This window comes from Candidatus Planktophila lacus, from assembly GCF_002287925.1.
Classification (GTDB): domain Bacteria; phylum Actinomycetota; class Actinomycetes; order Nanopelagicales; family Nanopelagicaceae; genus Planktophila; species Planktophila lacus.
The window spans coordinates 744,832-770,937 of record NZ_CP016769.1 but is presented as its reverse complement, the minus strand read 5'-3'; the positions used below and the strand labels follow the sequence as shown (position 1 = coordinate 770,937).

At 48.2% G+C, this 26,106-nt stretch carries 26 protein-coding genes; 25 read left to right on the top strand and 1 reads right to left on the bottom strand.

Features of this window, described 5'->3' with window-relative positions; translation table 11 throughout:
• Positions 1-3: 3 nt before the first annotated feature.
• The 12 genes from A1s21148_RS03845 to nusB all read left to right on the top strand — a co-directional run bounded on the left by A1s21148_RS03845 (position 4) and on the right by nusB (position 10,160).
• Positions 4-375 carry a DUF948 domain-containing protein gene (locus tag A1s21148_RS03845; RefSeq protein ID WP_095671817.1) on the top strand — a complete coding sequence of 124 codons (372 nt, stop codon included), beginning with the start codon at positions 4-6 and terminating at the stop codon, positions 373-375.
• Positions 376-384: 9 nt separating this feature from the next.
• A complete protein-coding gene (alaS, locus tag A1s21148_RS03840) occupies positions 385-3,060 on the top strand; it encodes an alanine--tRNA ligase (protein WP_095671148.1) in 2,676 nt (891 codons plus the stop codon).
• Entirely contained in the window at positions 3,060-3,482 is a 423-nt protein-coding gene (gene ruvX / locus A1s21148_RS03835; RefSeq protein WP_095671147.1) for a Holliday junction resolvase RuvX, read from the top strand. The genes alaS and ruvX overlap by 1 nt, the downstream gene beginning before the upstream one ends.
• On the top strand, positions 3,469-4,521 hold the full coding sequence (gene mltG / locus A1s21148_RS03830) for an endolytic transglycosylase MltG (RefSeq protein WP_095671146.1): 1,053 nt from the start codon (positions 3,469-3,471) through the stop codon (positions 4,519-4,521). Before ruvX ends, mltG begins: the two co-directional genes overlap by 14 nt.
• Positions 4,522-4,528: 7 nt before the next feature.
• Positions 4,529-5,356, top strand: a complete 828-nt coding sequence (locus A1s21148_RS03825; protein WP_095671145.1) for a shikimate dehydrogenase family protein — start codon at positions 4,529-4,531, stop codon at positions 5,354-5,356.
• 56 nt (positions 5,357-5,412) lie between these two features.
• Positions 5,413-5,811, top strand: a complete 399-nt coding sequence (locus tag A1s21148_RS03820) for a prepilin peptidase (protein ID WP_095671144.1) — start codon at positions 5,413-5,415, stop codon at positions 5,809-5,811.
• Between the two features lie 25 nt (positions 5,812-5,836).
• Positions 5,837-7,018 (top strand): chorismate synthase, encoded by a 1,182-nt coding sequence (gene aroC / locus A1s21148_RS03815; protein ID WP_223299345.1) that lies wholly within the window; start codon positions 5,837-5,839, stop codon positions 7,016-7,018.
• A gap of 5 nt (positions 7,019-7,023) precedes the next feature.
• The gene (locus tag A1s21148_RS03810) at positions 7,024-7,572 is read left to right on the top strand and encodes a shikimate kinase (protein WP_095671142.1); all 549 of its coding nucleotides are present in this window, start codon (positions 7,024-7,026) and stop codon (positions 7,570-7,572) included.
• The gene (aroB, locus tag A1s21148_RS03805) at positions 7,572-8,627 is read left to right on the top strand and encodes a 3-dehydroquinate synthase (protein ID WP_095671141.1); all 1,056 of its coding nucleotides are present in this window, start codon (positions 7,572-7,574) and stop codon (positions 8,625-8,627) included. Before A1s21148_RS03810 ends, aroB begins: the two co-directional genes overlap by 1 nt.
• Positions 8,624-9,055: a type II 3-dehydroquinate dehydratase gene (aroQ, locus tag A1s21148_RS03800; RefSeq protein WP_095671140.1), complete on the top strand. Its 432-nt coding sequence runs from the start codon at positions 8,624-8,626 to the stop codon at positions 9,053-9,055. The genes aroB and aroQ overlap by 4 nt, the downstream gene beginning before the upstream one ends.
• A gap of 122 nt (positions 9,056-9,177) precedes the next feature.
• A complete protein-coding gene (efp, locus tag A1s21148_RS03795) occupies positions 9,178-9,738 on the top strand; it encodes an elongation factor P (RefSeq protein ID WP_095671139.1) in 561 nt (186 codons plus the stop codon).
• Positions 9,738-10,160: a transcription antitermination factor NusB gene (nusB, locus tag A1s21148_RS03790; RefSeq protein WP_095671138.1), complete on the top strand. Its 423-nt coding sequence runs from the start codon at positions 9,738-9,740 to the stop codon at positions 10,158-10,160. The genes efp and nusB overlap by 1 nt, the downstream gene beginning before the upstream one ends.
• On the opposite strand, the gene A1s21148_RS03785 is transcribed toward nusB, so the two are convergent.
• Complete coding sequence (locus A1s21148_RS03785) at positions 10,157-10,672, bottom strand: DNA-binding protein (protein WP_125932386.1); 516 nt, start codon at positions 10,670-10,672, stop codon at positions 10,157-10,159. The two genes, nusB and A1s21148_RS03785, sit on opposite strands and share 4 nt — an antisense overlap.
• A gap of 126 nt (positions 10,673-10,798) precedes the next feature.
• On the opposite strand from A1s21148_RS03785, the gene pyrR reads away from it, so the two are divergent.
• The 13 genes from pyrR to A1s21148_RS03720 all read left to right on the top strand — a co-directional run bounded on the left by pyrR (position 10,799) and on the right by A1s21148_RS03720 (position 26,066).
• Positions 10,799-11,332: a bifunctional pyr operon transcriptional regulator/uracil phosphoribosyltransferase PyrR gene (gene pyrR / locus A1s21148_RS03780; RefSeq protein ID WP_095671136.1), complete on the top strand. Its 534-nt coding sequence runs from the start codon at positions 10,799-10,801 to the stop codon at positions 11,330-11,332.
• Complete coding sequence (locus tag A1s21148_RS03775) at positions 11,329-12,300, top strand: aspartate carbamoyltransferase catalytic subunit (RefSeq protein WP_095671135.1); 972 nt, start codon at positions 11,329-11,331, stop codon at positions 12,298-12,300. Before pyrR ends, A1s21148_RS03775 begins: the two co-directional genes overlap by 4 nt.
• On the top strand, positions 12,300-13,652 hold the full coding sequence (locus tag A1s21148_RS03770; RefSeq protein ID WP_095671134.1) for a dihydroorotase: 1,353 nt from the start codon (positions 12,300-12,302) through the stop codon (positions 13,650-13,652). The genes A1s21148_RS03775 and A1s21148_RS03770 overlap by 1 nt, the downstream gene beginning before the upstream one ends.
• Entirely contained in the window at positions 13,649-14,776 is a 1,128-nt protein-coding gene (carA, locus tag A1s21148_RS03765) for a glutamine-hydrolyzing carbamoyl-phosphate synthase small subunit (RefSeq protein WP_095671133.1), read from the top strand. The genes A1s21148_RS03770 and carA overlap by 4 nt, the downstream gene beginning before the upstream one ends.
• On the top strand, positions 14,776-18,042 hold the full coding sequence (gene carB / locus A1s21148_RS03760) for a carbamoyl-phosphate synthase large subunit (protein WP_095671132.1): 3,267 nt from the start codon (positions 14,776-14,778) through the stop codon (positions 18,040-18,042). The genes carA and carB overlap by 1 nt, the downstream gene beginning before the upstream one ends.
• Positions 18,042-18,890, top strand: a complete 849-nt coding sequence (locus A1s21148_RS03755) for a dihydroorotate dehydrogenase electron transfer subunit (RefSeq protein ID WP_095671131.1) — start codon at positions 18,042-18,044, stop codon at positions 18,888-18,890. Before carB ends, A1s21148_RS03755 begins: the two co-directional genes overlap by 1 nt.
• Positions 18,887-19,840 carry a dihydroorotate dehydrogenase gene (locus tag A1s21148_RS03750; RefSeq protein WP_095671816.1) on the top strand — a complete coding sequence of 318 codons (954 nt, stop codon included), beginning with the start codon at positions 18,887-18,889 and terminating at the stop codon, positions 19,838-19,840. The genes A1s21148_RS03755 and A1s21148_RS03750 overlap by 4 nt, the downstream gene beginning before the upstream one ends.
• Entirely contained in the window at positions 19,837-20,541 is a 705-nt protein-coding gene (gene pyrF / locus A1s21148_RS03745; RefSeq protein ID WP_095671130.1) for an orotidine-5'-phosphate decarboxylase, read from the top strand. Before A1s21148_RS03750 ends, pyrF begins: the two co-directional genes overlap by 4 nt.
• A gap of 10 nt (positions 20,542-20,551) precedes the next feature.
• On the top strand, positions 20,552-21,430 hold the full coding sequence (gmk, locus tag A1s21148_RS03740; protein WP_095671815.1) for a guanylate kinase: 879 nt from the start codon (positions 20,552-20,554) through the stop codon (positions 21,428-21,430).
• A 73-nt stretch (positions 21,431-21,503) separates the two neighbouring features.
• Positions 21,504-21,752: a DNA-directed RNA polymerase subunit omega gene (gene rpoZ, locus A1s21148_RS03735; protein WP_095671129.1), complete on the top strand. Its 249-nt coding sequence runs from the start codon at positions 21,504-21,506 to the stop codon at positions 21,750-21,752.
• A gap of 24 nt (positions 21,753-21,776) precedes the next feature.
• A complete protein-coding gene (gene coaBC, locus A1s21148_RS03730) occupies positions 21,777-22,973 on the top strand; it encodes a bifunctional phosphopantothenoylcysteine decarboxylase/phosphopantothenate--cysteine ligase CoaBC (protein ID WP_095671128.1) in 1,197 nt (398 codons plus the stop codon).
• Between the two features lie 4 nt (positions 22,974-22,977).
• Positions 22,978-24,168 carry a methionine adenosyltransferase gene (metK, locus tag A1s21148_RS03725; protein ID WP_095671127.1) on the top strand — a complete coding sequence of 397 codons (1,191 nt, stop codon included), beginning with the start codon at positions 22,978-22,980 and terminating at the stop codon, positions 24,166-24,168.
• 14 nt (positions 24,169-24,182) lie between these two features.
• Entirely contained in the window at positions 24,183-26,066 is a 1,884-nt protein-coding gene (locus A1s21148_RS03720; RefSeq protein ID WP_095671126.1) for a primosomal protein N' family DNA-binding protein, read from the top strand.
• Positions 26,067-26,106 lie beyond the last annotated feature (40 nt).

The following is a 26,106-nucleotide window of genomic DNA, read 5'->3' as shown; positions in this document are numbered from 1 at the left end:
GAAATGGTTACCGGTCCAGGCGGAGTTGCAACGATTATTGCGGCATGCTCACTACTTGTTATCGCCATCGCTATCTCTTATGCAGTAATCCGAATTGGGCGACTCGTCGATGAGGCTAAGGCTTCACTAAAGACGCTTACAGACGAAGCGGCACCGCTGATTCACGAATCGACCCGCACTGTAGAGCTAGTAAATAGCCCTCTTGAAAGTTTTGCGCGCATCACTAAGAACGTAGAAGATGTAACGACAAAAGTCGCTGATGCAACTACAGGATTCATGGATAAGAGTGGTCCTGCGGTAAAGGTCGCTGGTGCGCTAATTAGCGCGGCTGGAATGAGTAAATCTCGCTCTAAAAAGAAGAAGAAGGCTGAGTGATCTCCAAACGTGGAATCCGCCGAGATACGCTCACGCTGGCTGCGCTTTTTTGAAAGCGCTAACCGCGAAGGTTTAACCCATACCGTTGTTCCATCAGCATCTTTAATAGCAGATGATCCAAATCTCCTACTTGTAAATGCAGGAATGGTTCCATTTAAACCCTATTTTCTTGGCGAGGTAACTCCTCCCTTTAAGCGCGCAACGTCGGTCCAAAAATGTGTACGTACTCTTGATATCGATGAAGTTGGAAAGACAACTCGCCATGCATCATTTTTCCAGATGTGTGGAAACTTCTCATTTGGAGATTACTTTAAAGAGGGTGCGATCGCGCTTGCTTGGGATCTTTTAACTCGACCTATTTCAGATGGTGGTTACGGTTTTCCGGAAGATAAGTTATGGGTAACTGTTTATCTAACCGATGATGAAGCGGCAGATATCTGGCATAAGAAGATCGGCATACCTAAAGAGCGAATTCAGCGCCGGGATATGGCAGATAACTTCTGGTCGATGGGCGTACCCGGACCATGTGGTCCATGTTCAGAGATTTACTTCGATCGCGGTCCTGCCTACGGAAGAGATGGCGGCCCAATCGCGGATGAGAATCGTTACTTAGAAATTTGGAATCTCGTCTTTATGCAGAACGAACGAGGTGCCGGTGGCGGTAAAGATAGCTACCCAATTTTGGGGGAGCTTCCTGCAAAGAGTATCGATACTGGCCTTGGGCTAGAACGCACAGCCGCGCTATTGCAAGGTGTGGAAAATATTTACGAGATTGATACGACTATGCAGATTTTGAATAAAGCGATGGAGTTAACCGGCGTTAAATATGGCTCATCTGAGAAATCTGATGTTGCACTGCGTGTTATCGCTGATCATGCTCGTACATCTGCGATGTTGATTGGCGATGGAGTAACTCCTGGCAATGAAGGTCGTGGCTATGTCCTGCGTCGCATGATGCGTCGCACCATCAGAAATATGCGCTTGCTGGGTACCAATGACCCGATTATGTCTGAGCTCACAGTTGCTGCTATTGGTGCCATGGGGCCGCAGTATCCAGAGCTTGTTACAGATAAGAAACGAATCTTGGCGGTTTCAGTTTCAGAGGAAGAGTCATTCCTGCAGACGCTAAAGAGCGGAACCCAGATCTTTGACATGGCTTCTACCGAACTTAAAAAATCTAAGAAATCGGTACTACCTGGCGAAGAAGTCTTCAAATTGCATGACACTTATGGATTCCCTTTTGATCTCACTCTTGAAATGGCGCGCGAAGAAGGTTTAGAAGTCGATGAGGCCGGTTTCACGCGCCTAATGAAAGAACAACGTGATCGCGCGAAGGCCGATGCCAAGGCGAAGAAGAGTGGTCACACTGATCTGAGTGAGTACAAGAAGATCGCCGACAGCAAGGGTGCATCCGAATTCCTCGGTTATACAAAGACCGAGACTGAATCTCAGGTCAATGGAATTTTGGTTGACGGTATATCCGTAACATCTGCGCAATCAGGAAGCGATGTCGAGATAGTTCTAGATCGCACCCCTTTCTACGCTGAAGGCGGCGGACAGTTAGCCGATGGTGGACGCATTGTTCTAAGTAATGGCGCGGTTATTGAAATTGAAGATGTGCAAGCACCTGTTACCGGATTATCTGTTCATCGCGGTCGTGTTATCTCGGGTGAAGTCGGGGTAGGGGATAAGGGTCTAGCGACAATCGATCAAGAGCGTCGAGATGGAATCTCTCGCGCACACACTGCAACCCATATGGTTCATAAAGCATTCCGTGAAATATTAGGTGAGACTGCAACTCAGGCAGGATCGGAGAACTCACCAGGACGTTTTCGTTTCGACTTCCCTTCAACGGGTGCGGTCTCTGAAGGCGTACTCAATGACGTTGAAGCGCGCGTAAATACGCTTTTACTAGATAACCTTGAAGTAAGTGCAGAAGTTATGTCGCAAGATGAAGCGAAGAAGTTAGGCGCGATGGCGCTCTTCGGTGAAAAATATGGAGATCGCGTTCGAGTAGTTTCCGTTGGAGATTGGGCGCGCGAACTCTGCGGAGGAACACATGTTCAGCGCTCTGGGCAATTAGGTGTCGTAAAGCTGTTAAGTGAATCCTCAATTGGTGCTGGCGTACGTCGCGTTGAAGCCCTAGTTGGAGTGGATGCTTACCGCTTTCTAGCGCGCGAACATATCTTGCTCAATTCGTTAACATCTCTGATCAAAGGCTCGCGCGCTGAGGAACTTCCAGAACGAATTGCAGATCTTCTGGCTAAGTTTAAAGAGATCGAGAAAGAGCTAGCGCAGGTTAGATCCGCTGCGGCAATGGCTGATATTTCAAAGTTTGCTTCGGGTGCAAAGAAGATTGGCGGTGCAACGTTTATAGCTAATCGTATTCCGGATGGCATAGCAGTTGATGATCTTCGCAAGATTGCACTTGAACTGCGCAATCGTGAATCCGATAGCGTCGTAGCCTTGGTAAGTGTCGTTGATGGAAAACCCGTACTAGTCGTTGCCGCAAGTGACGCTGCTCGGGCACGTGGAGTGAAAGCTGGTGCCTTAGTCAAGATCGGTTCAACCGTTCTGGGCGGTGGAGGTGGCGGTAAAGATGATTTCGCACAAGGTGGCGGAACTGAAATTTCGGCGATTGATAAAGCGTTACAAGCGATTGAACTCGCAATAAGCGGGAAGTAATGGCAAGGCTAGGCCGGAGGATCGCATTTGATTATGGCGATGTCCGTATCGGTGTAGCAATTTGTGATCCTGATGGTTTATTGGCGACACCTTTAGAAGTTCTACAGAGTAAAGACCCCAATTTGTTAGTCAAAATCAACGAACTTGTCCAAGAGTATGAGCCGGTCAAGTTTTATGTAGGAGAGCCGAAGCAACTTAGTGGCGCTGATTCAGTCGCTGCAGAAAAGGCTATGAAATTTGCAGAGAGACTTAGCGCTAAATTCGATATTGAAATTTCGATGATTGATGAACGGCTGTCAACTGTTTCGGCAAGTCGCCAGTTACGAGATGCCGGAATAGATGCCAAAAGCGCAAAAACTCTTATTGATTGTGCTGCCGCAGTTGCGATTCTTGAACAAGGGCTAGCGCTTGATAAGAGATAGAAAGGCGCTTATTCGCGTTGCTTTAGCACTCGCATTTGTATTCGTCTTCACTGGGGGAGTTCACGAACTTCGCAAGACATCAGCGGCACCTGATTTTTCCTGTTCCGATGAATCTTCAGCTGGTAAGAAAATAACAGAGGCAGATATTGCAATAGAGATCGGTACAGGGGCAACTGGTTCTGATATAGCGTCTCAACTTTTTGAGAAAGGCGTTGTTAAATCTTCAAGGGCTTTCTTCGGTGTCGCAGTTGGAGATGCTCGTGCCGCCAAAATTGCACCAGGTTTACATATGATCTCGCCCGAACTTTGCGCAAAGGATGCCCTCGAACAACTTCTAGATAGTAAGCGAATCGCGGGGCTAATCAATATCGTTGAAGGTGAATGGAACTCTGAAGTCTTTGAAGATATGGTTAAAGCTGGATACTCACGTTCTGAGATAAAAGAAGCCCTCGCTCAATTGAAGTTGCCGGTGGGATACAAATCACTTGAAGGACTTCTCTTCCCTGCGCAGTACTCATTTGCCAAGGGCACGACTGCATCCGTAGCTATTGCAACTATGGTTGAGCGGGCTCAGTCTGAGATGAAGAGCGCCGGGATTCTAGAAGCTCGAGGAAAATTCAGCGCGCAAGAGCTTTTAACAATCGCTTCGATTATTCAGGCGGAAGGCGGTCTGGCGGATTTCACAAAAGTATCGCGCGTTATTCGAAATCGCTTAGAGAAGGGGATGCCTCTGCAGATGGATTCAACAGTTCATTATGTGCAGAAGTTGCGGGGCAATATCTTCTTGAGCACTAAATCAACTTTGTTGAATTCGCCATATAACACCTACAGAAAATACGGCCTTCCTCCTGGACCGATAGGAAACCCAGGTAAGCAAGCCTTGTTGGCTGCAGTTAACCCTGAACCAGGGGACTGGATTTACTTCATCACCGTTGCACCAAATGATACTAGATTTACCTCATCATTTGAAGAGTTTGGCGTATGGAAAGTTGAGTATAAGAAAAATTTACGTGCTGGGCTATTTGAGAGTAAGGAGTGATTAGGACATGTCAGATAAGAGTTTAAAAGCTGCCGTACTTGGCTTTCCAATTGCGCATTCTCTCTCTCCCGTATTGCATACCAAAGCCTTCGATTTGCTTGGTGTCGCAGGTAGCTATGAAGCCATTGAAGTAGCAAGTGGCGGTTTGGCTGATTTTCTAAAAAGCCAAGGCGCAAATTATGATTACCTCTCACTTACTATGCCTTTAAAGGAAGAAGTGTTGGTTATCGCCGAAAGTTCGGGAATTGAAGTTGACGAACTTGCGCTGCAAATCCAATCGGTAAATACGCTGATTCGAAATGGTTCGGGTTGGAGTGCGACCAGTACAGACGGCTCAGGATTTGTTAAAGCACTTGCCAATGCTGGATACGATCATTTCAATTCGGTTTTGATATTAGGAGCCGGTGGAACCGCTCGAGCAGTTGCGGGAGCGCTGGACGAGATCGCAGACAGCGTCGCAATTATGGGAAGAAGCGTCAGGCGAAATGTTGGAATAGCTGCTTGCTTTAGAAAATTGGCTCCGGAGTTTATTACTTGGGATGATCAAATTGATCTTCGCAATTTCGATCTGGTTGTAAATACAACTCCTTCTGGTGCGGCAGATTTAGTTGCTGAGAATATTCCTTCTAAGGTCGATGGCCTGCTCTTCGATGTCCTCTATAAACCTTGGCCGACTCTGATTGCACGACGTTGGTCTGATGGCGGGGGAAAGGTGATCAGCGGTCTAGAGCTACTTCTCTATCAGGGTATCGACCAGATCAACGCTGTCTATCCACTTGGACAAAAGATTATCGATAGCGAGCTAAGACTGGCGCTGATCAATGCTTCGAAGTAATTCACAGATTCTGCGAAAGATGTAAATTCAGGTTATCAAGCCATTAGCGTCACGGTGTGTATGCGCTCCTTCTCATCTCATCGCTCTATATCTCGATAGTCGATATCACAACCCATAAGGTTAGAAATCGAAATCTGATCTTCACCGCCGCGATTTTTGCTGCAACCACTTTCGTAGGTAAGGGGCAGATTCATCTCGCTAGTTCACTAGCCATTTTCTCAATTGGTTTTATTGCGATGTTCTTTGGTTTGGGCGCTGGCGATGTGAAGTTGGCGGCCCTGCTCGCTCTATTCTTTCTGCCTTTGGAAATATCGAGATGGAGTGATCTCATCCAGGGCTTTATCTTGGGAGGTGTGTTACTTCTGATTGGTCATCTTATTTCGAGGAGATCGTTCGCCGATCCAATAGCGTTGGCGCCAGCAATCTGCGCCGCTTTTATATGGTGCGCGAGATGACGCGCTTATCTGACACAATATGCGAGTGCGTTGGTTAACAGCAGGTGAATCTCATGGCCCGGCCCTCTCGGCGATTATTGAGGGCATTCCGGCAAGTGTTGAGATTTCATCTAAAGATATTGATTTTCATTTAGCTAGGCGTCGTTTAGGTTTTGGTCGCGGTGCTAGACAGAATTTCGAGGCCGATAAAATTTCGATCCTTGGTGGAATCCGTCTTGGCTTAACACAAGGTGGTCCAATTTCAATTCAGGTTGGAAACTCAGAATGGCCAAAATGGGAAAAGGTTATGTCGGCTGATCCAGTTCCTGATGAAGAAATTAAAGACTTGGCTCGAAACGCACCGCTGACTAGACCACGTCCAGGACATGCAGATTTAGTTGGAATGCAGAAGTACGACTTAGATGACGCGCGACCAATTCTCGAACGTGCCAGCGCACGTGAAACTGCAGCGCGCGTTGCACTTGGCGCAGTTGCTCGAGCATTTCTGGAACAGAGCGTCGGAGTAACAATCTTGAGCCACGTTGTATCTATCGGTTCGGTAAGAATTCCTGATGGCACAAAACTTCCAGAGAAAACAGATATGGCAAGAATTGACGAGGACCAAGTTAGGTGTGCAGATCCTGCAACTAGCGTAAAAATGATCGCGGAGATTGAAGCTGCACACTCGGATGGAGACACACTTGGTGGCGTCTGTGAAGTTCTTGCTTACAACTTGCCGCCCGGTCTTGGTTCACATGTTCATTGGGATCGCCGCTTAGATGCACGCTTGGCTGGAGCCATGATGGGAATTCAAGCAATCAAAGGTGTGGAAATCGGTGATGGTTTCCAAACGGCTACTCGTCGAGGGTCAGTTGCCCATGATGAAATTGAGCGCGGTTCAGATGGATTAATAAAGCGACGCACCGATCGCGCTGGTGGTACCGAAGGCGGTATGTCTAATGGCGAGATCCTTCGCGTTAGCGTTGCTATGAAACCAATCTCTACTGTGCCAAAAGCGTTAGATACGATCGATGTTAAGACCGGTGAGGCTGCAAAAGCTATTAATCAACGATCAGATGTTTGTGCTGTTCCTGCTGCGGGAGTCGTTGCAGAAGCGATGGCAGCGCTAGTTCTGGCAGAGGCGGTCCTCGAAAAATTTGGCGGCGATAATGTAAGTGAAACCCGTCGCAACTTCGAAAACTATATGAGCAACCTACGTTTTAAGTAGGCGATATGAGCGACTCTAGAAAGCAGAACTACATCTTGATCGGCCCACCGGGTTCTGGCAAGAGCACAATTGGCAGAGCGTTATCTAAGGCCCTTAGTTCCAACTTATCTGATACCGATTCGTTAATTGAATCTGAAGTGGGTACTTCTATTTCACAGATATTTATTGATAAGGGTGAACCTTGGTTTCGCGAAGTTGAAGCGCGAATAGTCGCAAGAGAAATTGCGACGTTCTCAGGTGTTCTCTCACTTGGTGGTGGGGCACCACTTTCTGAAATCGCACAGCAGGCGATAAAGGAATCCGGCGCTAATGTGATCTATCTCGATATCTCATTATCAGCAGCAGCTCCGCGCGTGGGATTTAATCGTGATCGTCCGCTATTACTGAGCAATCCACGAGCGGCATGGCAAGAGTTAATGGAGAAACGCCGTCCAACTTATCTTTCTTTAGCTACCCAAGTTGTCCTAGTAGATAACCTAACTCCTAGAGAAATCGTCGACGAGATCATCACGGGCGAAAAGAGCGTCAAAGCGGCAACGGATGGGGTTAAGTAATGAGCGAGATTAAGGTCAGCGCTGAACGCGATTACAGCGTTCTGCTCTCCCAATCTTGGAGAAACTCATTGTCCGAGAGCGTGCAAGGACGATCTCGCGTTGCACTTATTGTTTCGGAAACTTTAGCTTCTAGAGTCGAGGGATTAGATCTGGGAAGTTCAGAGATTTTTACCTTTGCAATACCGGATGGCGAAGCGGGTAAATCATCCGTCACCTTGCTCAAGATTTGGGATTGGCTCGGTGCGGCCGGATTTACCCGAAGTGATTTAATTGTTGGAATCGGCGGGGGAGCAGTTACCGACTTCGCAGGTTTTGCGGCAGCGAGTTGGTTACGAGGCCTTGATTGGATTGCGATTCCAACAACAGTTGCGGGCGCTGTAGATGCTGCAATTGGTGGAAAAACTGCGATCAATAGCGATTACGGAAAGAATTTAATTGGAGCATTTCACAGTCCGATCAAGGTGATTATTGATCTTGATTGGTTTGGCACTCTCACTGATCGTGATTTCGCAGCTGGTTTGGCTGAAGTTGTGAAATGTGGATTTATCTCCGATGGAAGGATTTTGGATCTATTGCGAGGAAAGAAAACCCCTGAGATCCGAAAAGATGAATCCCTCGTAAAGGAGTTAGTAGAACGATCGGTAAGGGTTAAGGGTGAGGTTGTATCGCAGGACTTTAAAGAGAGCTTTGCCCGTGAAGCGTTGAATTACGGCCACACCTTAGGCCACGCTGTTGAACTAGATTGTGGATATTCAATGCGCCATGGCGAATGTGTAGCGATTGGGATGGCCTTCATGGCAAATCTCCAATTGGATTTAGGGTTAATTAGTAAAGAGTTGGCAGGAGATCATCTGCAGATATTGCAAGATTTGGATTTGCCGATCAAATACAAGCGCGAAAGTTGGCCTAAGTTATTGGCTCATATGGCAGTTGATAAAAAGTCCCGCGGCAATAGCCTGCGATTCGTTACCATTAGCGAGATAGGAAAGACGGATAGGTTAGAAAACCCTGATCCCAAGAAGTTGTATGCCGCATATGAAAAGGTGAGTTCATGAACGTATTGGTAATCAACGGCCCAAATCTTGCGCGTTTAGATATCAGAGATTCTGCAATCTATGGCGATATGACGTACCCTCAGTTGGTCGCCCACATAGAAAACGCTGCACAGACGCAAGGTTTTAAAGCTGAAGTACGCCAAAGCGATGATGAAGCCACAATTATTGGCTGGTTGCACGAGGCGGCAGATAAGAAGTTGCCGGTGATAATCAATCCAGCGGCCTTTACACATTATTCATATGCAATTCGCGACGCGGTTGAATTGGTGAAATCACCAGTAATTGAAGTGCACCTCTCAAATCCATTGGCGCGCGAGGAATTCCGCCACACATCGGTAATTTCGGGAGTAGCCAATGGCACCATCGGGGGATTTGGTCCAAACTCTTACGTTCTTGCGCTGATCGCACTGAAGGCGTTGCTAGCCTAAAAGTTCAGGTAAACTAAAGCATTCGCCTTCGACATTCGAAGGCCAACCGCGCTAGATCAAAGGCACTTTGGTTCGCTGATGGTTGAAATTATTACGTCAACGGACGTGAACTGGAGTTTCTCGTGGCAACAACAAATGATCTAAAAAATGGCATGACTTTAGATATTGAAGGCCAGCTATGGACGGTCGTTGAGTTTCAGCATGTGAAGCCAGGCAAAGGTCCAGCGTTCGTTCGTACAAAGTTAAAGCAGGTTCTGACCGGCAAAGTTGTCGATAAGACCTTTAACGCAGGCGTCAAAGTCGAAGTTGCTATTCTAGAAAAGCGCGAGATGAACTTCCTTTACAAAGAGGGCGAAGATTTCGTATTCATGGATAACAAAACTTTTGACCAGATGAATATCTCAGCAGCGATTGTTGGAGATGCTGTGAACTACATGCTTGAGAACACTGAGGCTATCGTTGCTATCAATGAGAATAACCCGCTATATATCGAACTTCCGGCATCAGTTGTACTGACCGTTACCTACACCGAACCAGGCCTTCAGGGCGATCGCTCTTCAGGTGGAACAAAACCTGCCACCGTTGAAACTGGAATTGAAATCCAGGTTCCGCTCTTCATCAAGCAGGATGAGAAGGTATTGGTAGATACACGCGATGGGTCATACCAAGGTCGCGCTAACTAGTGTCAGCTCGCAGTAAAGCGCGTAAACAGAGTCTGGATATTCTCTTTGAGGCAGATATCCGGGGAACTCTGCCGCTTGATATTTTGGCATCTCGAGATGTAACTGAAGATGGACCGGATGCGCGTCCTATTCGTGAATACACCCGCGAGATAGTTACCGGAGTTTCAGAGCACCGCCGAAAAATTGATGAGTTGATTGCTACCTACGCGCAGGGCTGGGATATGGATCGCTTGCCAGCAGTAGATCGCAACATTATGCGCCTTGCGCTCTATGAGATTCTCTGGTCACCGGGTTTAGATGATGCGATTGCAATCGATGAAGCACTTTCGCTTGCTAAGGAGCTTTCCACCGATGAATCCGCTGGGTATATCCATGGAGTTTTGGGTCGTATCGCCTCGCTTAAAGATGGTCTAGCACTTTAAATCTCAGGCACTTTAATAACTAGTTGGAAGCGCTCCAAGAGTTCTTGAACGGCTGCGCGAGGCGCCGAAAGTACGAGCGTGAGCGTATCTAAATCGCCTGAACGTAGCGTTAATATTTCACCATTCCAATCTCTACGCCTGGCGCAGATAGCGCTAACGAAAGCGTTGATTTTGCTGATCTCATTTCCCGTCACCGCTAAAGAAATCTCGCGCAATTTTCTAAGGTCAAAGATCAACTGATCGTTGCTTCCTCGTTCGGGATTTTTCGATTCTTCGATCAGTTCAGAAAGCGGAATAGTGAATAGGTTTGCTATCTCAATTGTTCGCGCCAAGGAGATCGCCCGAGAGCCTCTCTCGTAAGAACCCATGACAACCGCTTTGATTCTCCCGTTTGAAAGTCTTTCGATATCTTGCAGCGTCAGGGATCGCGCTTTCCGCTGCGCGCGGATGCGTGCGCTGATGGTCGCGGTCGTAGGCTGAGTGAATGCTGTGGCGGGTGTTATCTGGCTCATGCGCGCAAAGGTAGATCACCCATGAGTTGCGCCACCGTGGCTGTCCACAGGGCTATTGAATTTCGGTGTAACATCAGCCAACATCCTTTAACGACCCGTCCTGCGAGGCGGGGAAGGAGATTTACGATGAGCCTTGCCCTGCCTGCGCCAGATATAACGCGCGCGCTAACCCGCATCTCCCATGAAATCCTAGAACGCAACTCAGGTTCTGAATCAATCACACTTCTTGGAATTCCAACGCGCGGTGCACATTTAGCTAAGAGAATCGCCGCAATAATTGAAACGATCGAAAAGGTCCCGGTTCAAGTCGGAACTTTAGATATCACCTTGCACCGAGATGATCTTCGGATGAGACCGCCTCGCGCCTTGATGCCGACCCTGATACCTCCACTAGGCGTTGAAGGAAGAAACGTTGTTCTCATCGATGATGTTCTCTTCTCTGGCAGAACGATCCGAGCTGCACTCGATGCCCTCGGTGAGATCGGTCGCCCGAAGAGCGTGCAATTGGCAGTGTTAGTAGATCGTGGCCATCGCGAACTTCCGATCCGCGCAGATTTCGTAGGCAAAAACTTGCCAACATCTATAGATCAGAGCGTCCTTGTTCATTTAACAGAGCTCGATGGCGCTGATGAGGTCTTGATTGAAGGTGGCGCAAAGTGAAGCATCTATTGTCAATAAATGATTTGAGTAAAGCTGAGTCGATTGCAATTTTGGATACAGCCCAAGAGTTGGCTCGAGTGAGTGATGGACCGATGAAGAAACTTCCTACTCTTCGCGGAAGAACGATAGTAAATCTCTTCGCGGAAGATTCCACCAGAACTCGAATCTCATTCGAAGCCGCAGCTAAGAGGCTATCTGCCGATGTAATCAACTTCTCGGCTAAAGGTTCAAGTATCAGTAAAGGCGAATCCCTAAAAGACACCGCACAGACTTTGCAGGCGATGGGCGCAGATGCGGTGATAATCCGCCATGGCGCATCGGGTGCTGCGCAACGTTTAGCAGATTCAAAATGGATGTCCGGTGCGGTGATAAATGCAGGCGATGGAACGCACGAGCATCCAAGTCAGGCTCTGCTTGATGCCTTCACCATCCGTAAGCATTTAGCAAAATCAGGTGAGGATCTCACGGGTATAAAAGTCGTCATCGTTGGCGATGTGCTGCACTCACGAGTTGCGCGCTCGAATGTACTTCTACTGGCAAAGTTGGGAGCCGATGTAACTTTGGTAGCGCCACCTACTTTGCTACCGGTAGGTGTTGAAAGTTGGCCATGCAAGATTTCCTATGACTTTGATGATGCGCTGGTCGGCGCCGATGCGGTGATGATGCTTCGCATTCAACTAGAACGTATGTCTGAAATGTTCTTTCCCAATGCCCGTGAGTATTCAAGATACTTTGGTTTAAATGGTGATCGCGTTAAAAGTCTTAAACCAACAGCGCTGGTTATGCACCCAGGTCCAATGAATCGTGGCTTAGAAATCACTGCAGATGCCGCAGATGGTGCCCGTTCTGTAATTGTTGAGCAAGTTTCAAATGGCGTAAGCGTAAGAATGGCCATTTTATATATGTTGTTAGCTGGCGCTCCTGAAGGTGAAATTATCGGAATTAACAGAGAGGTAGGTGCTTTGTAATGAGCGCATCGAATTCAAACTATCTCCTTTCAGGGTTAACTCTTCCAGATGGAACATCTAGTGATATTCAGATTGCAAATGGAGTTATCACCGCAATCGGCAAATCACTTCCTAAAAACTCTACAGACGAAGTTATTGATTTCAAGGGTTCGGTAGTACTTCCTGGTTTAGTTGACCTACATACACATTTGCGAGAACCAGGTAAGGAAGATGCCGAAACAGTTCTATCTGGTTCGATGGCAGCGGCAAAAGGTGGCTTCGTTGCGATCTCTGCGATGGCCAATACCTCACCAGTTGCTGATACTGCAGGAGTCGTGGAACAGGTTTACGCACTTGGCCAGAGCGCTGGCTTTGTCGATGTTTTTCCAATTGGCGCAGTTACGCAAGGTTTAAATGGAGAAACGCTCTCTGAGATCGGTGCAATGGCAGATTCAAATGCGCGAGTTCGAGTATTTAGCGATGATGGTAATTGCGTTCATGATCCATTAGTCATGCGCCGGGCTTTGGAGTATGTAAAGAAATTCAATGGCGTTATTGCCCAACATGCGCAGGAGCCAGCGCTGACAATCGGTTCGCAGATGAATGAAGGAGTTAACTCTTCTCGCTTAGGTTTGAAGGGTTGGCCTGCGGTAGCCGAAGAGGCGATTATCGCTCGAGATGTCCTGCTTGCTGATCATGTCCAATCAAGGCTACATATCTGCCACTTAACAACTGCTGGTGGCGTGGACATTATTCGATGGGCAAAGGCCCGCGGAATCAATGTAACCGCAGAAGTTACTCCTCATCACTTACTTCTGACCGATGACTACGCAAATAGTTATGATCCGATTTTTAAAGTTAACCCGCCGCTACGTACCCAACGAGATGTAGAAGCGCTTCGTGAAGGTTTAGCAGATGGCACTATCGATATCGTCGCAACTGATCACGCACCACATCCAGCGGAAGCGAAAGAGTGCGAATGGCAAGAGGCTGCATTTGGAATGCTGGGCTTAGAGAGCGCGCTCTCGATCGTTAACCAAACAATGGTTCAGACCGGCCTATTAAATTGGGAGGGCGTGGCAGAGCGTATGAGCCGTGCTCCTTCTCGCATCGCAGGTTATGTAAACCATGGTGGCAAGATCGAGGTTGGCGCACCCGCACATCTGACTGTGATTAACCCGACCCAGACTTACCGCGTGGATCGCGACCTAGTTGCCTCTCGAAGTCGCAATACTCCCTTCCATGGAATGGAACTCGCTGGAGTAATTCAGGGAACTTTCTTCCGAGGTATTCCGACCTATTTGGCTGGACAACTAACATCGATACATAGCAACGGTTCAAATTCAGAAGCGCAGGGAGGTAGCTCTAGATGAGTAAGGCCTACCTGGTTTTAGATGATGGACGGATCTTTGAAGGTAAATCTTGGGCCGCACCAGGAAGAACTTTCGGTGAAGCAGTTTTTCAAACTGGTATGACTGGTTATCAAGAGACTCTTACCGACCCTAGCTACCACCGACAAGTGGTGGTCATGACCTCGCCTCATATTGGAAATACTGGCGTTAACTCAACCGATAATGAATCAAAGAAGATCTGGGTGGCTGGCTTTGTCGTAAGAAATCCATCTACTTTAACTAGCAACTGGCGCAGTGAGAAAGATCTGGAAGCAGAGTTAATCGATCAGAATATTGTAGGAATTCAGGGGATTGATACACGCGCTTTAACCCGCCATTTACGCGATCGCGGTGCGATGCGAGTTGGAATTTTCTCCGGTGAAGAGTTGAGTAAAGAAGAGATGGTTGTCGAAGTTCGTAAGACTTCTCAGATGAGCGGTGCTTACTTGAGCGAGGATGTCTCCACCAAAGAGACCTACATCGTCCCCGCAATTGGTGAAAAGAAATTTACTGTTGCCGCACTTGATCTCGGAATTAAGGGAGCAACGCCACGCGCCCTTGCCCAACGTGGAGTAGAAGTCCATGTCATGCCTTACAACTCAACCCTTGAGCAGATCATGGCGATCTCACCGGACGGTGTTTTCTTATCCAACGGTCCAGGTGATCCCTCAACAATGAACGATGTCGTTGATCTGGTTAGAGATATCTTGCTGGATCAGATACCGATCTTTGGAATTTGTTTTGGTCATCAAATTCTCGGACGCGCACTCGGTTTCGAAACGTATAAGTTGCAATTTGGTCACCGCGGAATCAATCAACCGGTAATCGATAAGCGAACTGGAAAGGTCGAAATCACTGCGCATAACCATGGATTCGCAATTAAAGCTCCGACAGAGGGAACCTTCAATACCGTATTTGGCGCCGGCGAAGTAACACACCTCGGCCTTAATGATGGAGTCGTTGAGGGTTTGCAACTACTAGAACGCGGTGCATTTAGCGTTCAGTATCACCCTGAAGCAGCAGCTGGCCCGCATGATGCTGCTTACTTATTTGATCGCTTCATTGAGTTAATGCTGCGTTACCCACGGGCAAAGGTGGCGATCTAATGCCACGCGACACCTCGATCAAGAGTGTACTTGTAATTGGTTCCGGACCAATTGTTATTGGCCAGGCCTGCGAATTTGATTATTCAGGAACTCAAGCTTGTCGCGTGCTGCGCGCCGAAGGTATCCGCGTTGTCCTAGTTAACTCGAATCCGGCAACGATCATGACCGATCCTGAGTTTGCCGATGCGACGTATATCGAACCAATCACCCCAGAATTTATCGAACGCATTATTGCTAAAGAACGCCCTGACGCTGTTCTTGCAACGCTCGGCGGACAAACAGCTCTTAACGCAGCAATCGGTCTTCATAAGGCCGGGACGCTGCAACGTTACGGCGCACATTTAATTGGCGCCGATGTCGATGCGATTGAACGCGGTGAAAATCGTGAAATCTTCCGCACTATCGTTGAGAAAATTGGGGGAGAGTCGGCTAAGTCGATTATCTGTCACACGATGGACGAGGTAATTGCGGGCGCCGCAATTCTCAAATATCCAGTCGTCGTTCGCCCTTCTTTTACGATGGGTGGACTCGGATCCGGAATCGCATTTGAAGAAGAGAGTTTGCGACAGATCGCGGGCGCGGGTCTTCGTCATAGCCCAACTACAGAAGTTTTACTTGAAGAATCGATCATTGGCTGGAAAGAGTACGAACTCGAAGTAATGCGCGATAAATCAGATAACGTCGTTATCGTCTGCAGTATTGAGAACATTGACCCGATGGGTGTTCACACCGGAGATTCAATTACCGTGGCCCCTGCGCTAACACTTACTGATGTTGAATTTCAGAAGCTTCGTAATCTTTCGATAGATATTATTCGTGAAGTTGGCGTCGCTACAGGTGGTTGCAATATCCAATTCGCGGTTAATCCAGATAACGGTCGCATTATTGTGATTGAGATGAACCCACGCGTTTCAAGGTCAAGCGCCCTTGCATCTAAGGCAACAGGTTTTCCTATCGCCAAGATTGCGACTAAATTGGCGATTGGTTACACCCTCGATGAAATTAACAATGACATAACCCAAGTTACGCCGGCTTCTTTTGAGCCAACCCTTGATTACATAGTCGTTAAAGCTCCTCGTTTTGCTTTTGAAAAATTTGCGGATGCCGACCCACGGCTAACGACAACGATGAAGAGCGTTGGCGAAGCGATGGCCATTGGTCGCTCTTTCCCAGAAGCTTTAATGAAAGCCTTACGATCCCTAGAACGTAAAGAAGCGATCTTCACATTCCCGAGTGATATTTCTAAGATCGATCTTCCACATCTGCTAAAGGCGATGGTTATTCCAACCGAATACCGGCTTCAGCAAGTGCAGCTCGCGCTTTGGGCGGGCGCTAAAACGGAAGATGTATTCGCTGCGACCAAGATTGATCGTTGGTTCTTACATCAACTACAACTGATTAATGAACGAGCACGTGAGATCGCACAGCCTGGTGAAATTAGCGAAGAGTTCTTACGTAGCGCTAAAGAGATGGGCTTCTCCGATCTCCAAATCGCGGCGCTGCGTGGCGTGACAGATGAAGATATTCGCAAGGCTCGTTACCACTTAGGCGTCAGACCGGTTTACAAGACTGTTGACACTTGTGCGGCTGAGTTTGAAGCTTTTACCCCGTATCACTATTCAAGTTATGAAGAAGAGACGGAAGTGCGACCACGCACCAAACCAGCGGTAATCATCTTAGGTAGCGGGCCCAACCGAATTGGCCAAGGAATTGAATTCGATTATTCATGCGTACACGCATCATTTACATTACGTGAATCGGGCTTTGAAACTGTAATGATCAACTGCAATCCAGAGACAGTTTCGACTGATTACGACACATCAGATCGCCTGTACTTTGAACCGCTAACTTTGGAAGATGTTTTAGAGGTTGTTCATGCTGAAACGCTGGCCGGTCCTGTCCTTGGCGTGATTACTCAATTAGGCGGGCAGACTCCTCTTGGGCTAGCGGCAGGTTTAAAAGCGGCAGGCGTAACTATTCTTGGAACATCACCAGAGGCGATTAACTTGGCAGAGGAACGCGGCGCATTTGGTCAAGTTCTTGCAGAACAATCACTCCTCGCTCCAGAATTTGGAATGGCTGCTTCTCAACAAGAGGCTCAATCCATCGCTACACGTATCGGTTATCCAGTTCTTGTGCGCCCTTCATTTGTTCTAGGTGGCCGCGGTATGGAGATTGTTTACGACGATGCAGCGCTGGCGGGCTTCATCTCAAGGGCTACCGATATAACTCCAGATCACCCTGTCTTGGTAGACCGGTTCCTAGATAGCGCTATTGAATTAGATGTTGACGCCCTCTTTGACGGTGAAGAACTCTTCCTAGGTGGCATCATGGAACACATTGAGGAAGCGGGTATTCACTCGGGAGATAGCGCTTGTGTTTTACCTGCGATGACCATTACCCCTTCGCAGCAGAAGGCAATTCGCGAAGCAACGATAAAGATCGCACAAGGTGTTGGCGTACTCGGCTTAATTAATATTCAATTCGCTATGGCTGATGAGATTCTCTATGTACTCGAAGCCAATCCGCGCGCATCGCGCACAGTTCCTTTTGTCAGTAAAGCAACCGGCGTTGCGTTAGCCAAGGCGGCGGCGCGTATTTCGATGGGCACAAAGATTTCAGAGCTACGAAGTGAAGGCCTGCTTCCAGCAAGTGGAGATGGAGTTGCCAAGGGAATATCTGTTAAAGAAGCGGTACTTCCATGGAACCGATTCCGTCGTACTGATGGTCGGGGAGTTGATGCAGTTCTCGGGCCAGAGATGCGCTCTACTGGTGAAGTTATGGGAATAGCTGAGACATTTGGTGAGAGTTATGCCAAGAGTCAGATCTCAGCATTTGGCCCGCTACCAAAAACTGGTTCGGTATTCGTTTCACTCGCGGATAAAGATAAGGAAGCAGGTCTTGCTCCGGCGCGCGCTCTTCTGCAACTGGGTTTCAAGCTGATTGCAACTGGCGGCACCGCCGATTTCTTTGCGGTTAATAACATTCTCGCCCAGAAGGTTCGTAAGAATTCTGAAGGAACAGGTCCACTTGGTGAAAAAACTATTGTTGAACTACTCAATAGCGGTGAAATTGATCTTGTTATCAATACGCCAGTTGGTCGCGGAACGAGAGCCGACGGTTGGGCGATACGCACGGCAGCAGTTCAAAGATCTATTCCATGCATCACAACAACGGCAGGATTTAGCGCCGCTGTCGAGGGAATTAAGGCGTTGCAACGCGGTGAATTATCGGTGTTGCCGATCCAAGAGTGGCTAAAGAAATAATGACGTCTATAAATCGTGGTGCGACACACGCATTCGCAACAGTGCTATCAAATAAACGCGTCGGTCAATACCATCAGATACTCCTCGGTGTTGGCGACCTAGTAAAAGTCTGTAAACCGGGAAACTTTGTAGCGATCAAGGTTGGCGGAGACAGTTCACGGATGATTCTTCGTCGCGCATTCGCTATTTCACGCGTTGCAGAAAGCACTTCATTTGGTGGAACGATGGAGTTAATTGCAGCTCCTCACGGTAGCGGTTCTCAATGGTTATGTTCCCAACCAGAAGGTTCTGAAATAGATATTGTCGCGCCACTTGGAACCGCCTTCGGCATCCCTACATCTCCTGTCAACGCGCTCCTAGTTGGCGGTGGTTATGGGTCAGCGCCGCTCTTCGGGCTTGCAGAAGTTTTGAAATCTCGTGGCTGCAAGGTGGATATGTTGCTAGGTGCATCTACCGGAGGAAAGATTTACGCACCGATGGAGGGCAAGCGTTCGGTTAACTCGCTAAAGATTTATACCGAAGATGGAACCATGGGTCAGACTGGAAGAGTTACCGAGCCAATCGTTGACTTGATCAAGGCCGGCAGCGTTGACGTTATTTATTCATGTGGCCCTATGGGAATGCTGTCTGCCATATCTAAACTCACCGAAGGAACCGATGTTGTTCATCAGTGCGCGGTTGAAGAAGCGATGGCTTGTGGCATTGGTATTTGCATGACCTGTGTCTTGCCGGTAAAGGGCAGCGATGGACAAGTTTCCATGTTGCGTTCTTGTATTGATGGTCCGGTAATGGATGGCGCTGACGTGCAATGGCACTTGGTTGGACAGACTCCGCAGGTGCAGCAATGACCTTAATTAATGGAGAAAACTTCGACTTTGCGACAACTCTAGGAAATGCTTATTTTGCCTCACCGATCTTCACCGCAAGTGGTTGCGCTAGTTCTGGTAAAGAGTTGGCGCAGTTCTTTCCACTAAACCAGATCGGTGCGGTCGTAACGAAGTCGGTCATGAATAAACCGCGTCACGGGCGACCAACGCCGCGTATGGCAGAGACTCCTTCAGGAATGCTTAACTCAATCGGTTTACAAGGTCCAGGAATTGATGCTTTTCTTGCCAATGACGTGCCATGGCTCATTGAAGAAAAAGCACGAGTAATTGTTTCGATCGCGGGAGAAACGGTTGAGGAATATGCAACTTTAGCGCGCAAGGTTCGCTCAGTTGCAGGGATCAGCGCTTTGGAAGTAAATATCTCTTGTCCAAATGTTGAAAATCGCGGTCTAGTCTTTGCCTGCGATCCGGAAGCTTCACGCCGCGTTATCGACGGTGTGCGCAGAATTATTGGGGGAGACCTTCCGATCATCGCAAAGCTATCTCCAGATGTAACTGACCTTCCATCGATTGCAGCGGGAGTAGTTGAATCTGGGGCCGATGCACTTGCCTTGATCAACACCGTTCTTGGAATGGTTATCAACGTTGATTCAATGCGTCCGCACCTTGGCGGAAAGACCGGCGGCCTATCTGGTCCTGCAATTCGCCCCGTCGCAGTTCGGGCTATTTACCAGGTACATCAAGCGCTACCGAACGTGCCAATTCTCGGAATGGGTGGGGTAACCAGTGGTCGCGATGCCTTCGAACTTATCCTTGCCGGAGCATCAGGTGTTTCTGTAGGAACAGCAAGTTTCGGAAATCCACATGCTCTAATTGATATTCAAAACCAATTGCAGCAGTTATTGATATCCAAGGGATTCACATCTCTGAAATCTGCAATTGGATATGCACACAGAACGGATACGCCATGAAAGCACCCATAATTCTGGCGGTTGATACCTCAGATTTTGATACAGCGCTGGCATGGATCGAGAATACAAAGGGCTCAGTGTCGGTCTACAAACTCGGACTCGAGTTCTATCTAAACTTTGGCAGCGCTGGCGTTTCAAGGATTATCGAAAAGACCGGTGCCGAGATCTTTCTTGATCTAAAGCTGCACGATATCCCTCACACCGTTGCGGGAGCAGCGAAGGCGATCTCTCACTTATCTCCAAAATTTTTGACGGTGCATGCAAGCGGTGGACGCGAGATGGTTAAAGCTGCAGCGACTGCAGTTCCGCAGGTTAGCGTTACCGCTGTAACCATCTTGACTTCGCTATCTGAAGAAGATCTTTTCGAAGTAGGTTTTGCAAGCCCGGCTCTAGAAAGTGCGGTCGCCTTAGCAAAGATGGCCGTGTCAGCTGGCGCTAAGTCATTGGTTTGCTCACCACTTGAAACAGCCGCGATTCGCAGCGCGGTAGGTACAGAGCCAATAATCATTACTCCTGGAGTTCGACCATTAACGGAAGTTGGCTCAGACGATCAGAAGCGAACAATGACTCCGGCAGATGCAATTGCGCAAGGCGCAAATTATGTTGTGATTGGTCGCCCAATAACATCAGCCTGGAGCCAAGGTCCACAAGCGTTGCGCGATAAAGCCGCGGCGATTGCTAGTGAAATTCTCAGTAACTAGACTTTCGCGTATGCCAACGCCTCCACAGTTAACTCCCGCACAGAGATCAGCGGCGCTGGCCAAATCGACTGCGGCTCGTCAGGTGAGAGCGGCGATCAAAGCGCGAGTAAAGGCAGGCGAACTTTCTCTCTCTGCAATTCTGACCCTTGCGGTAAATGATGAAGCGATCGCCAAGATGCGTGTAGCTGAACTTCTCGAATCTTTCGCAGGCGTTGGCAAGGTTCGTGCTCTAGCAATACTAGAGAAGTTGAATATTTCCCCAACTAGAAGAATTCAAGGATTGGGAGTTTCACAGCGCGAGAACTTATTGAAGGAATTTCCTGATCGTGTAGCTGCTGCACAACGCGGCAAACTTCTGGTTCTCTCTGGGCCTGGGGGAGTCGGAAAGAGCACTGTTGCAAAAGTTCTACGAGAGTCCGGAGAGTTCTGGGTTAGCATCTCCGCAACTACAAGAACGGCTCGCCACAACGAAGTAGATGGCGTGGACTACTTCTTCTATACGGATGAAGAATTTGATAACGCAGTTAAAAGTGCGCTCTTCTTAGAATGGGCAAATTTTGCAGGCGCTCGTTACGGAACTCCTCGCAAGCCGGTTGAAGATGCACTCCGCGATGGAAAGAGCGTTCTTCTTGAAATTGAAATTGCTGGCGCCAAGCAAGTTAAAGAACGTGCCCCTGAAGCGGTACTTGTATTTCTCGAGCCGCCATCATGGGAAGAGTTAGTTTCACGGTTAGAAGGACGCGGTACTGATTCACCAGAGCGACGGGCGGCGCGTTTAGAGTTGGCGCAAGAAGAGCTAGCCCAGGCTGGTTTTTTCGATATTTCCTTGGTAAATGAGCGAGTAGAAGAAGTCGTCGCTCACCTGATATCATTGGTGACTCAACGCTAGGGCTTCTGTTATTTAACCGTTTTCCGAGCAAATTACTTTTAGAAGCAGTTAGCAATTATTACTGGAGGCGCAAATGGACGGCATCACTAATCCACCAATCGACGAACTTCTCGAGAAGAGCGGTTCTAAGTACAGCCTCGTTCTATATGCGGCAAAGCGTGCACGTCAGATCAACGCTTACTATTCACAACTCGGAGAAGGCTTACTTGAATATGTTGGTCCGCTAGTTGAGACCCACGTTCACGAGAAGCCTCTCTCAATCGCGCTCCGCGAAATCAACGAAGGTCTCTTGACCATCGAAAACCTCGAGCCAACTGCTTAATTAGCCTTTAATTAGGTTTAAGTCATGGCGCGCGCTCGAGAAGTAATTCTCGGAGTTGGCGGAGGCATCGCTGCCTATAAATCTTGCGATCTACTTCGTCGTCTGCAGGATCGCGGCTATCTCGTAACTGTTGTTCCAACTCCATCAAGCCTTAACTTCGTTGGTGCAGCTACCTGGGAAGCGCTCTCTGGCAGACCGGTCACTACGCAGGTTTGGGAACGCGTTGATGAAGTTCGCCATATCTCACTTGCCAAAGATGCGGATTGCGCAATCATCGCTCCAGCTACTGCTGACCTCATCGCGCGCATCGCAGCTGGTCGAGCGGACGATCTATTAACAAATCTAATACTCGCAATCGATGTACCAATTCTGGTCGTGCCCGCCATGCATCCGCAGATGTGGCTAGATCCCGCCACTGTCGCGAACGTAGCAACCCTTAGATCGCGCGGATTTAAAGTTATGGAGCCTGAGGTAGGTCGACTTACTGGCGATGACATCGGTCCGGGTAGATTTCCGGAAACAGCAGCAATCATTGAAAAATTTGAAGAAGCGATAGGCGCAAAGAAGGATTACTTAGGTCGCAAAGTTCTGGTTACCGCTGGTGGAACTCGTGAGTCGATCGATCCGGTTCGCTATATCGGAAACCGTTCCAGTGGCCGACAAGGCGCGGCAGTTGCTAGCGCTGCGCTAAATCGCGGTGCGGAAGTAACTTTGATTATGGCTAATTCACAGTTAACTGAAGAAGAGTCTCGAACTCTGCAGGGTGTGCGAGTTATACCTGTTGAAACCGCTATTGAAATGCACCAATTTTTGGAAGAAGAATTTCCAAAGACCGATGTATTGGTCATGAGCGCGGCGGTTGCAGATGCTAGACCTTCGCAGTATTCCGAAGGCAAGATAAAGAAGGGCGATCTGCAACAGATCGAGTTATCAGAGAATCCAGATCTACTGAAATCAATCGCTCGCCTAAGGGATAAACAGATAGTTGTCGCCTTTGCCGCAGAGACATCACTGGATATTGAGATCGCTAAAGCAAAGTTAGTGGCTAAAGGCGCTAATATTCTCTATCTCAACGATGTTTCAGAAGGCGCCATATTCGGCGCTACTGAGACTCAAGGAATTGTTTTAACGAGCAATGGCGCTCAAATTGAAGTACCAACTTCAAGCAAGGACTCGCTGGCCGAACTTCTCCTCGACCAAGCCCTTATTCAGTTAGGTTAAGCCCATGTCAAAGCGTCTATTTACCTCCGAATCTGTCACGGAAGGCCATCCAGATAAGATCGCCGATCAAATCTCGGATGCGATCTTAGATTCACTTCTCTCTCAAGATCCTTCAAGTCGCGTTGCGGTAGAAACTCTTATCACTACAGGTCAAGTACATGTTGCTGGTGAAGTAACAACTAACGGATATGCAGATGTCATGGGCATCGTTCGCGACACCGTCATTGGCATTGGATACGACTCTTCAGTTAAGGGTTTTGATGGGAACAGTTGTGGTGTATCTATTTCCATTGGTCAGCAATCGCAAGATATCGCCCAGGGAGTAGATGACGCTTACGAAAATCGAGTTGCGTCTTCTGCTGATCCACTGGATCTGCAAGGTGCCGGAGATCAAGGTTTGATGTTTGGTTACGCGTGCGATGACACTAAAGAGTTGATGCCACTTCCGATCTGGTTGGCCCACGAGCTTGCGCAGCAGCTATCTAAGGTGCGTAAATCAGGAGCACTTGGCTACCTGCGCCCTGATGGCAAGACTCAAGTAACGATCGAATACGATGGCGATAAAGCGGTTGCCCTAGACACAGTTGTTATCTCAAGTCAGCATGCTGAAGAAGTAGATGTTGCAAAGAAGTTAACCCCTGAAATTATTGAACACGTTATTGAACCTGTGCTTTCCAAGATCGATCTACCTCGTAAAGATATGCGTACCTTGATTAATCCAACCGGTCGATTCGTAATCGGTGGTCCAATGGGAGATGCAGGACTTACCGGTCGCAAGATCATCGTAGATACTTATGGTGGAATGGCCCGCCACGGCGGAGGAGCATTTTCGGGTAAGGATCCTTCAAAGGTTGACCGCTCTGCTGCATATGCAATGCGTTGGGTAGCTAAGAACGTCGTTGCCGCAGGACTGGCACGTCGCTGCGAAGTACAGGTTGCCTATGCAATTGGTAAAGCACAACCAGTTGGCGTCTTTGTTGAAACTTTTGGAACTGAAACTGTTCCTGTTCAGAAGATTCAAGATGCTGTGACCACGGTCTTTGATCTACGTCCTGCTGCCATTATTCGCGATCTAAATCTGCTTCGTCCAATCTATTCACAAACTGCTGCGTACGGCCACTTTGGTCGCGAACTCCCTAACTTCACATGGGAATCAACTTCGCGAGTCGATGCGCTACGCGCTGCTGTTAACTAAAGAGAAGTAACGCCGTGGCTACGGCGCGTCCACTTCGCTTAAAGCGGGAAGAAGTAAAGCGAGTCGATAGCGCTCAGGCGCAGCATGCTGCCTTTGTCAAAGTTTGGGTCGATACTTCGGTAAGCCATTTAGATGGAACATACGACTACTTGGTACCTGAACGGCTTTCGCAATTGGTAAAGCCTGGAATCCGCGTCGGTGTTCCATTTGCTGGTCGCGATGTTGAAGCGCTAGTACTGGAGCGATCAGATAAGAGCGAGATCACCAATCTAAAGTTCATCTCATCTGTAATTTCAGAGGAAATAGTTGCGACTCCAGCTCTAATAGCTCTGATTTCAGCAATCTCCAAGCGTTGGATCTGTAATCAATTCGATGTAATTAGAAGCGCCATACCGGCGCGGGTGGCTAGCGTCGATAAAGCTTTCACCACCGAATTCAGAAGTTCGACAACGAAAGATTTGGCGAACAAAGGAAAAGGGGAAGTTACCTATCTACATCTAGCGCCGCATGAAGATCCCTTAAAGCGCTTAAGTGAATTCGCGCAGAAAGCTCAAGCAAAGGGTTCCGTTCTAATTATCGTTCCAGAAGATCGCGAGTTAGAACTTCTCAAAGTGGAGATTCCGGACGCTCTCATTCTGACTTCGTCGTTGTCACGTACCCACCGCTATTCAAATTACCTCACTGCTATCAACAAATCGGGCCAGATTATTATCGGTACCCGGAGTGCGATCTTTTTGACTCCGCCTGATTTAGCTACCTTGATTGTCTATCGCGAGAATTCACAGAGCCATTATGAACCACGTCATCCAGGCTGGAATGTGCGAGATGTCGCCCTTCTGCGTCAGAGCGAAGAGGAATTAAACCTTTATTTTGTTGGCTATTCACCTTCACTTGAAATGGCTCGGGCCATCGATTCCAGTTCGGTGAAATTCTTAAGTAAGAAAGCGCGTCTGCAGGTATCAACATTTCCGCAAGGTAATTCAGAGTTGTTACCGGAGCGAATCTTTTCTCCAATCCGAACCGCTTTAAAGTCGGGGTCAGTACTTTTCTTAGTCCCGAAGAAGGGTTATGCCAGTGCATTAATGTGTAAGAAATGTCGCAATCTAGCGATCTGCCCTTGTGGTGGAAAACTCTCGCGCTCGAACCAGAGCGCTCCGCCTACTTGCGTACATTGTTCAACGACTTTCTCGACACGGAAATGTAAATGGTGCAACGAGGACAAGTTGGTTTTGCTTGGCAGGGGAGCGATCCGTCACGCTGAGGAAATTGGACGAGCTTTTCCAGGATTCCCCGTAATTAATTCGGATGCTGATACACCGGTTAAAGAAGTCACCGGTAAGAGTTCGCTAGTTATTGCAACGCAGGGAATGGCGCCAAGATGTGAAGGTGGATATTCGGCGGCAGTCCTTCTTGAGGGAGGATCTTTCTTTTCGTACTCTGATCTGCGAGGTCAGGAACGATCTCGCGAAGCTTTCTTTGAGGCGGCGGGGCAGGTAAAACCAGGAGCACCAGTTTTAGTTGCGATCGATAGTAGCCACCCAATAAATGCTGCTCTGGCTAGTTGGAATCCAGCGCATATGTATAAACGTGAACTTGCCGATCTTGAATCTTTAGATCTTCCACCATTTACGCGACCTTTGACTGTCGATTTAGCTACCTCTGAGGCGAGCACGGTCGCAGAAGGATTTAAGAAGGCTCTGCTTGATTCGCGTATTCCTGCATCAACAAAGGTTTTGGGGCCATCAATACGAGGCGGAGATAAGGCGAGAATTATTTTGACGGCGTCGGAATTTGACTTCGCCGATCTCACACAATTTGTAGGTGAGTTTGTAAAACATCGCGCGATCGCCAAGAAAGAGGCGATGCAAGTGCGAATCGACCCATATTCACTCTCTTAACAAAGTTTGCTAGGCGCTAATAAGTTCTTTCACTACTGCG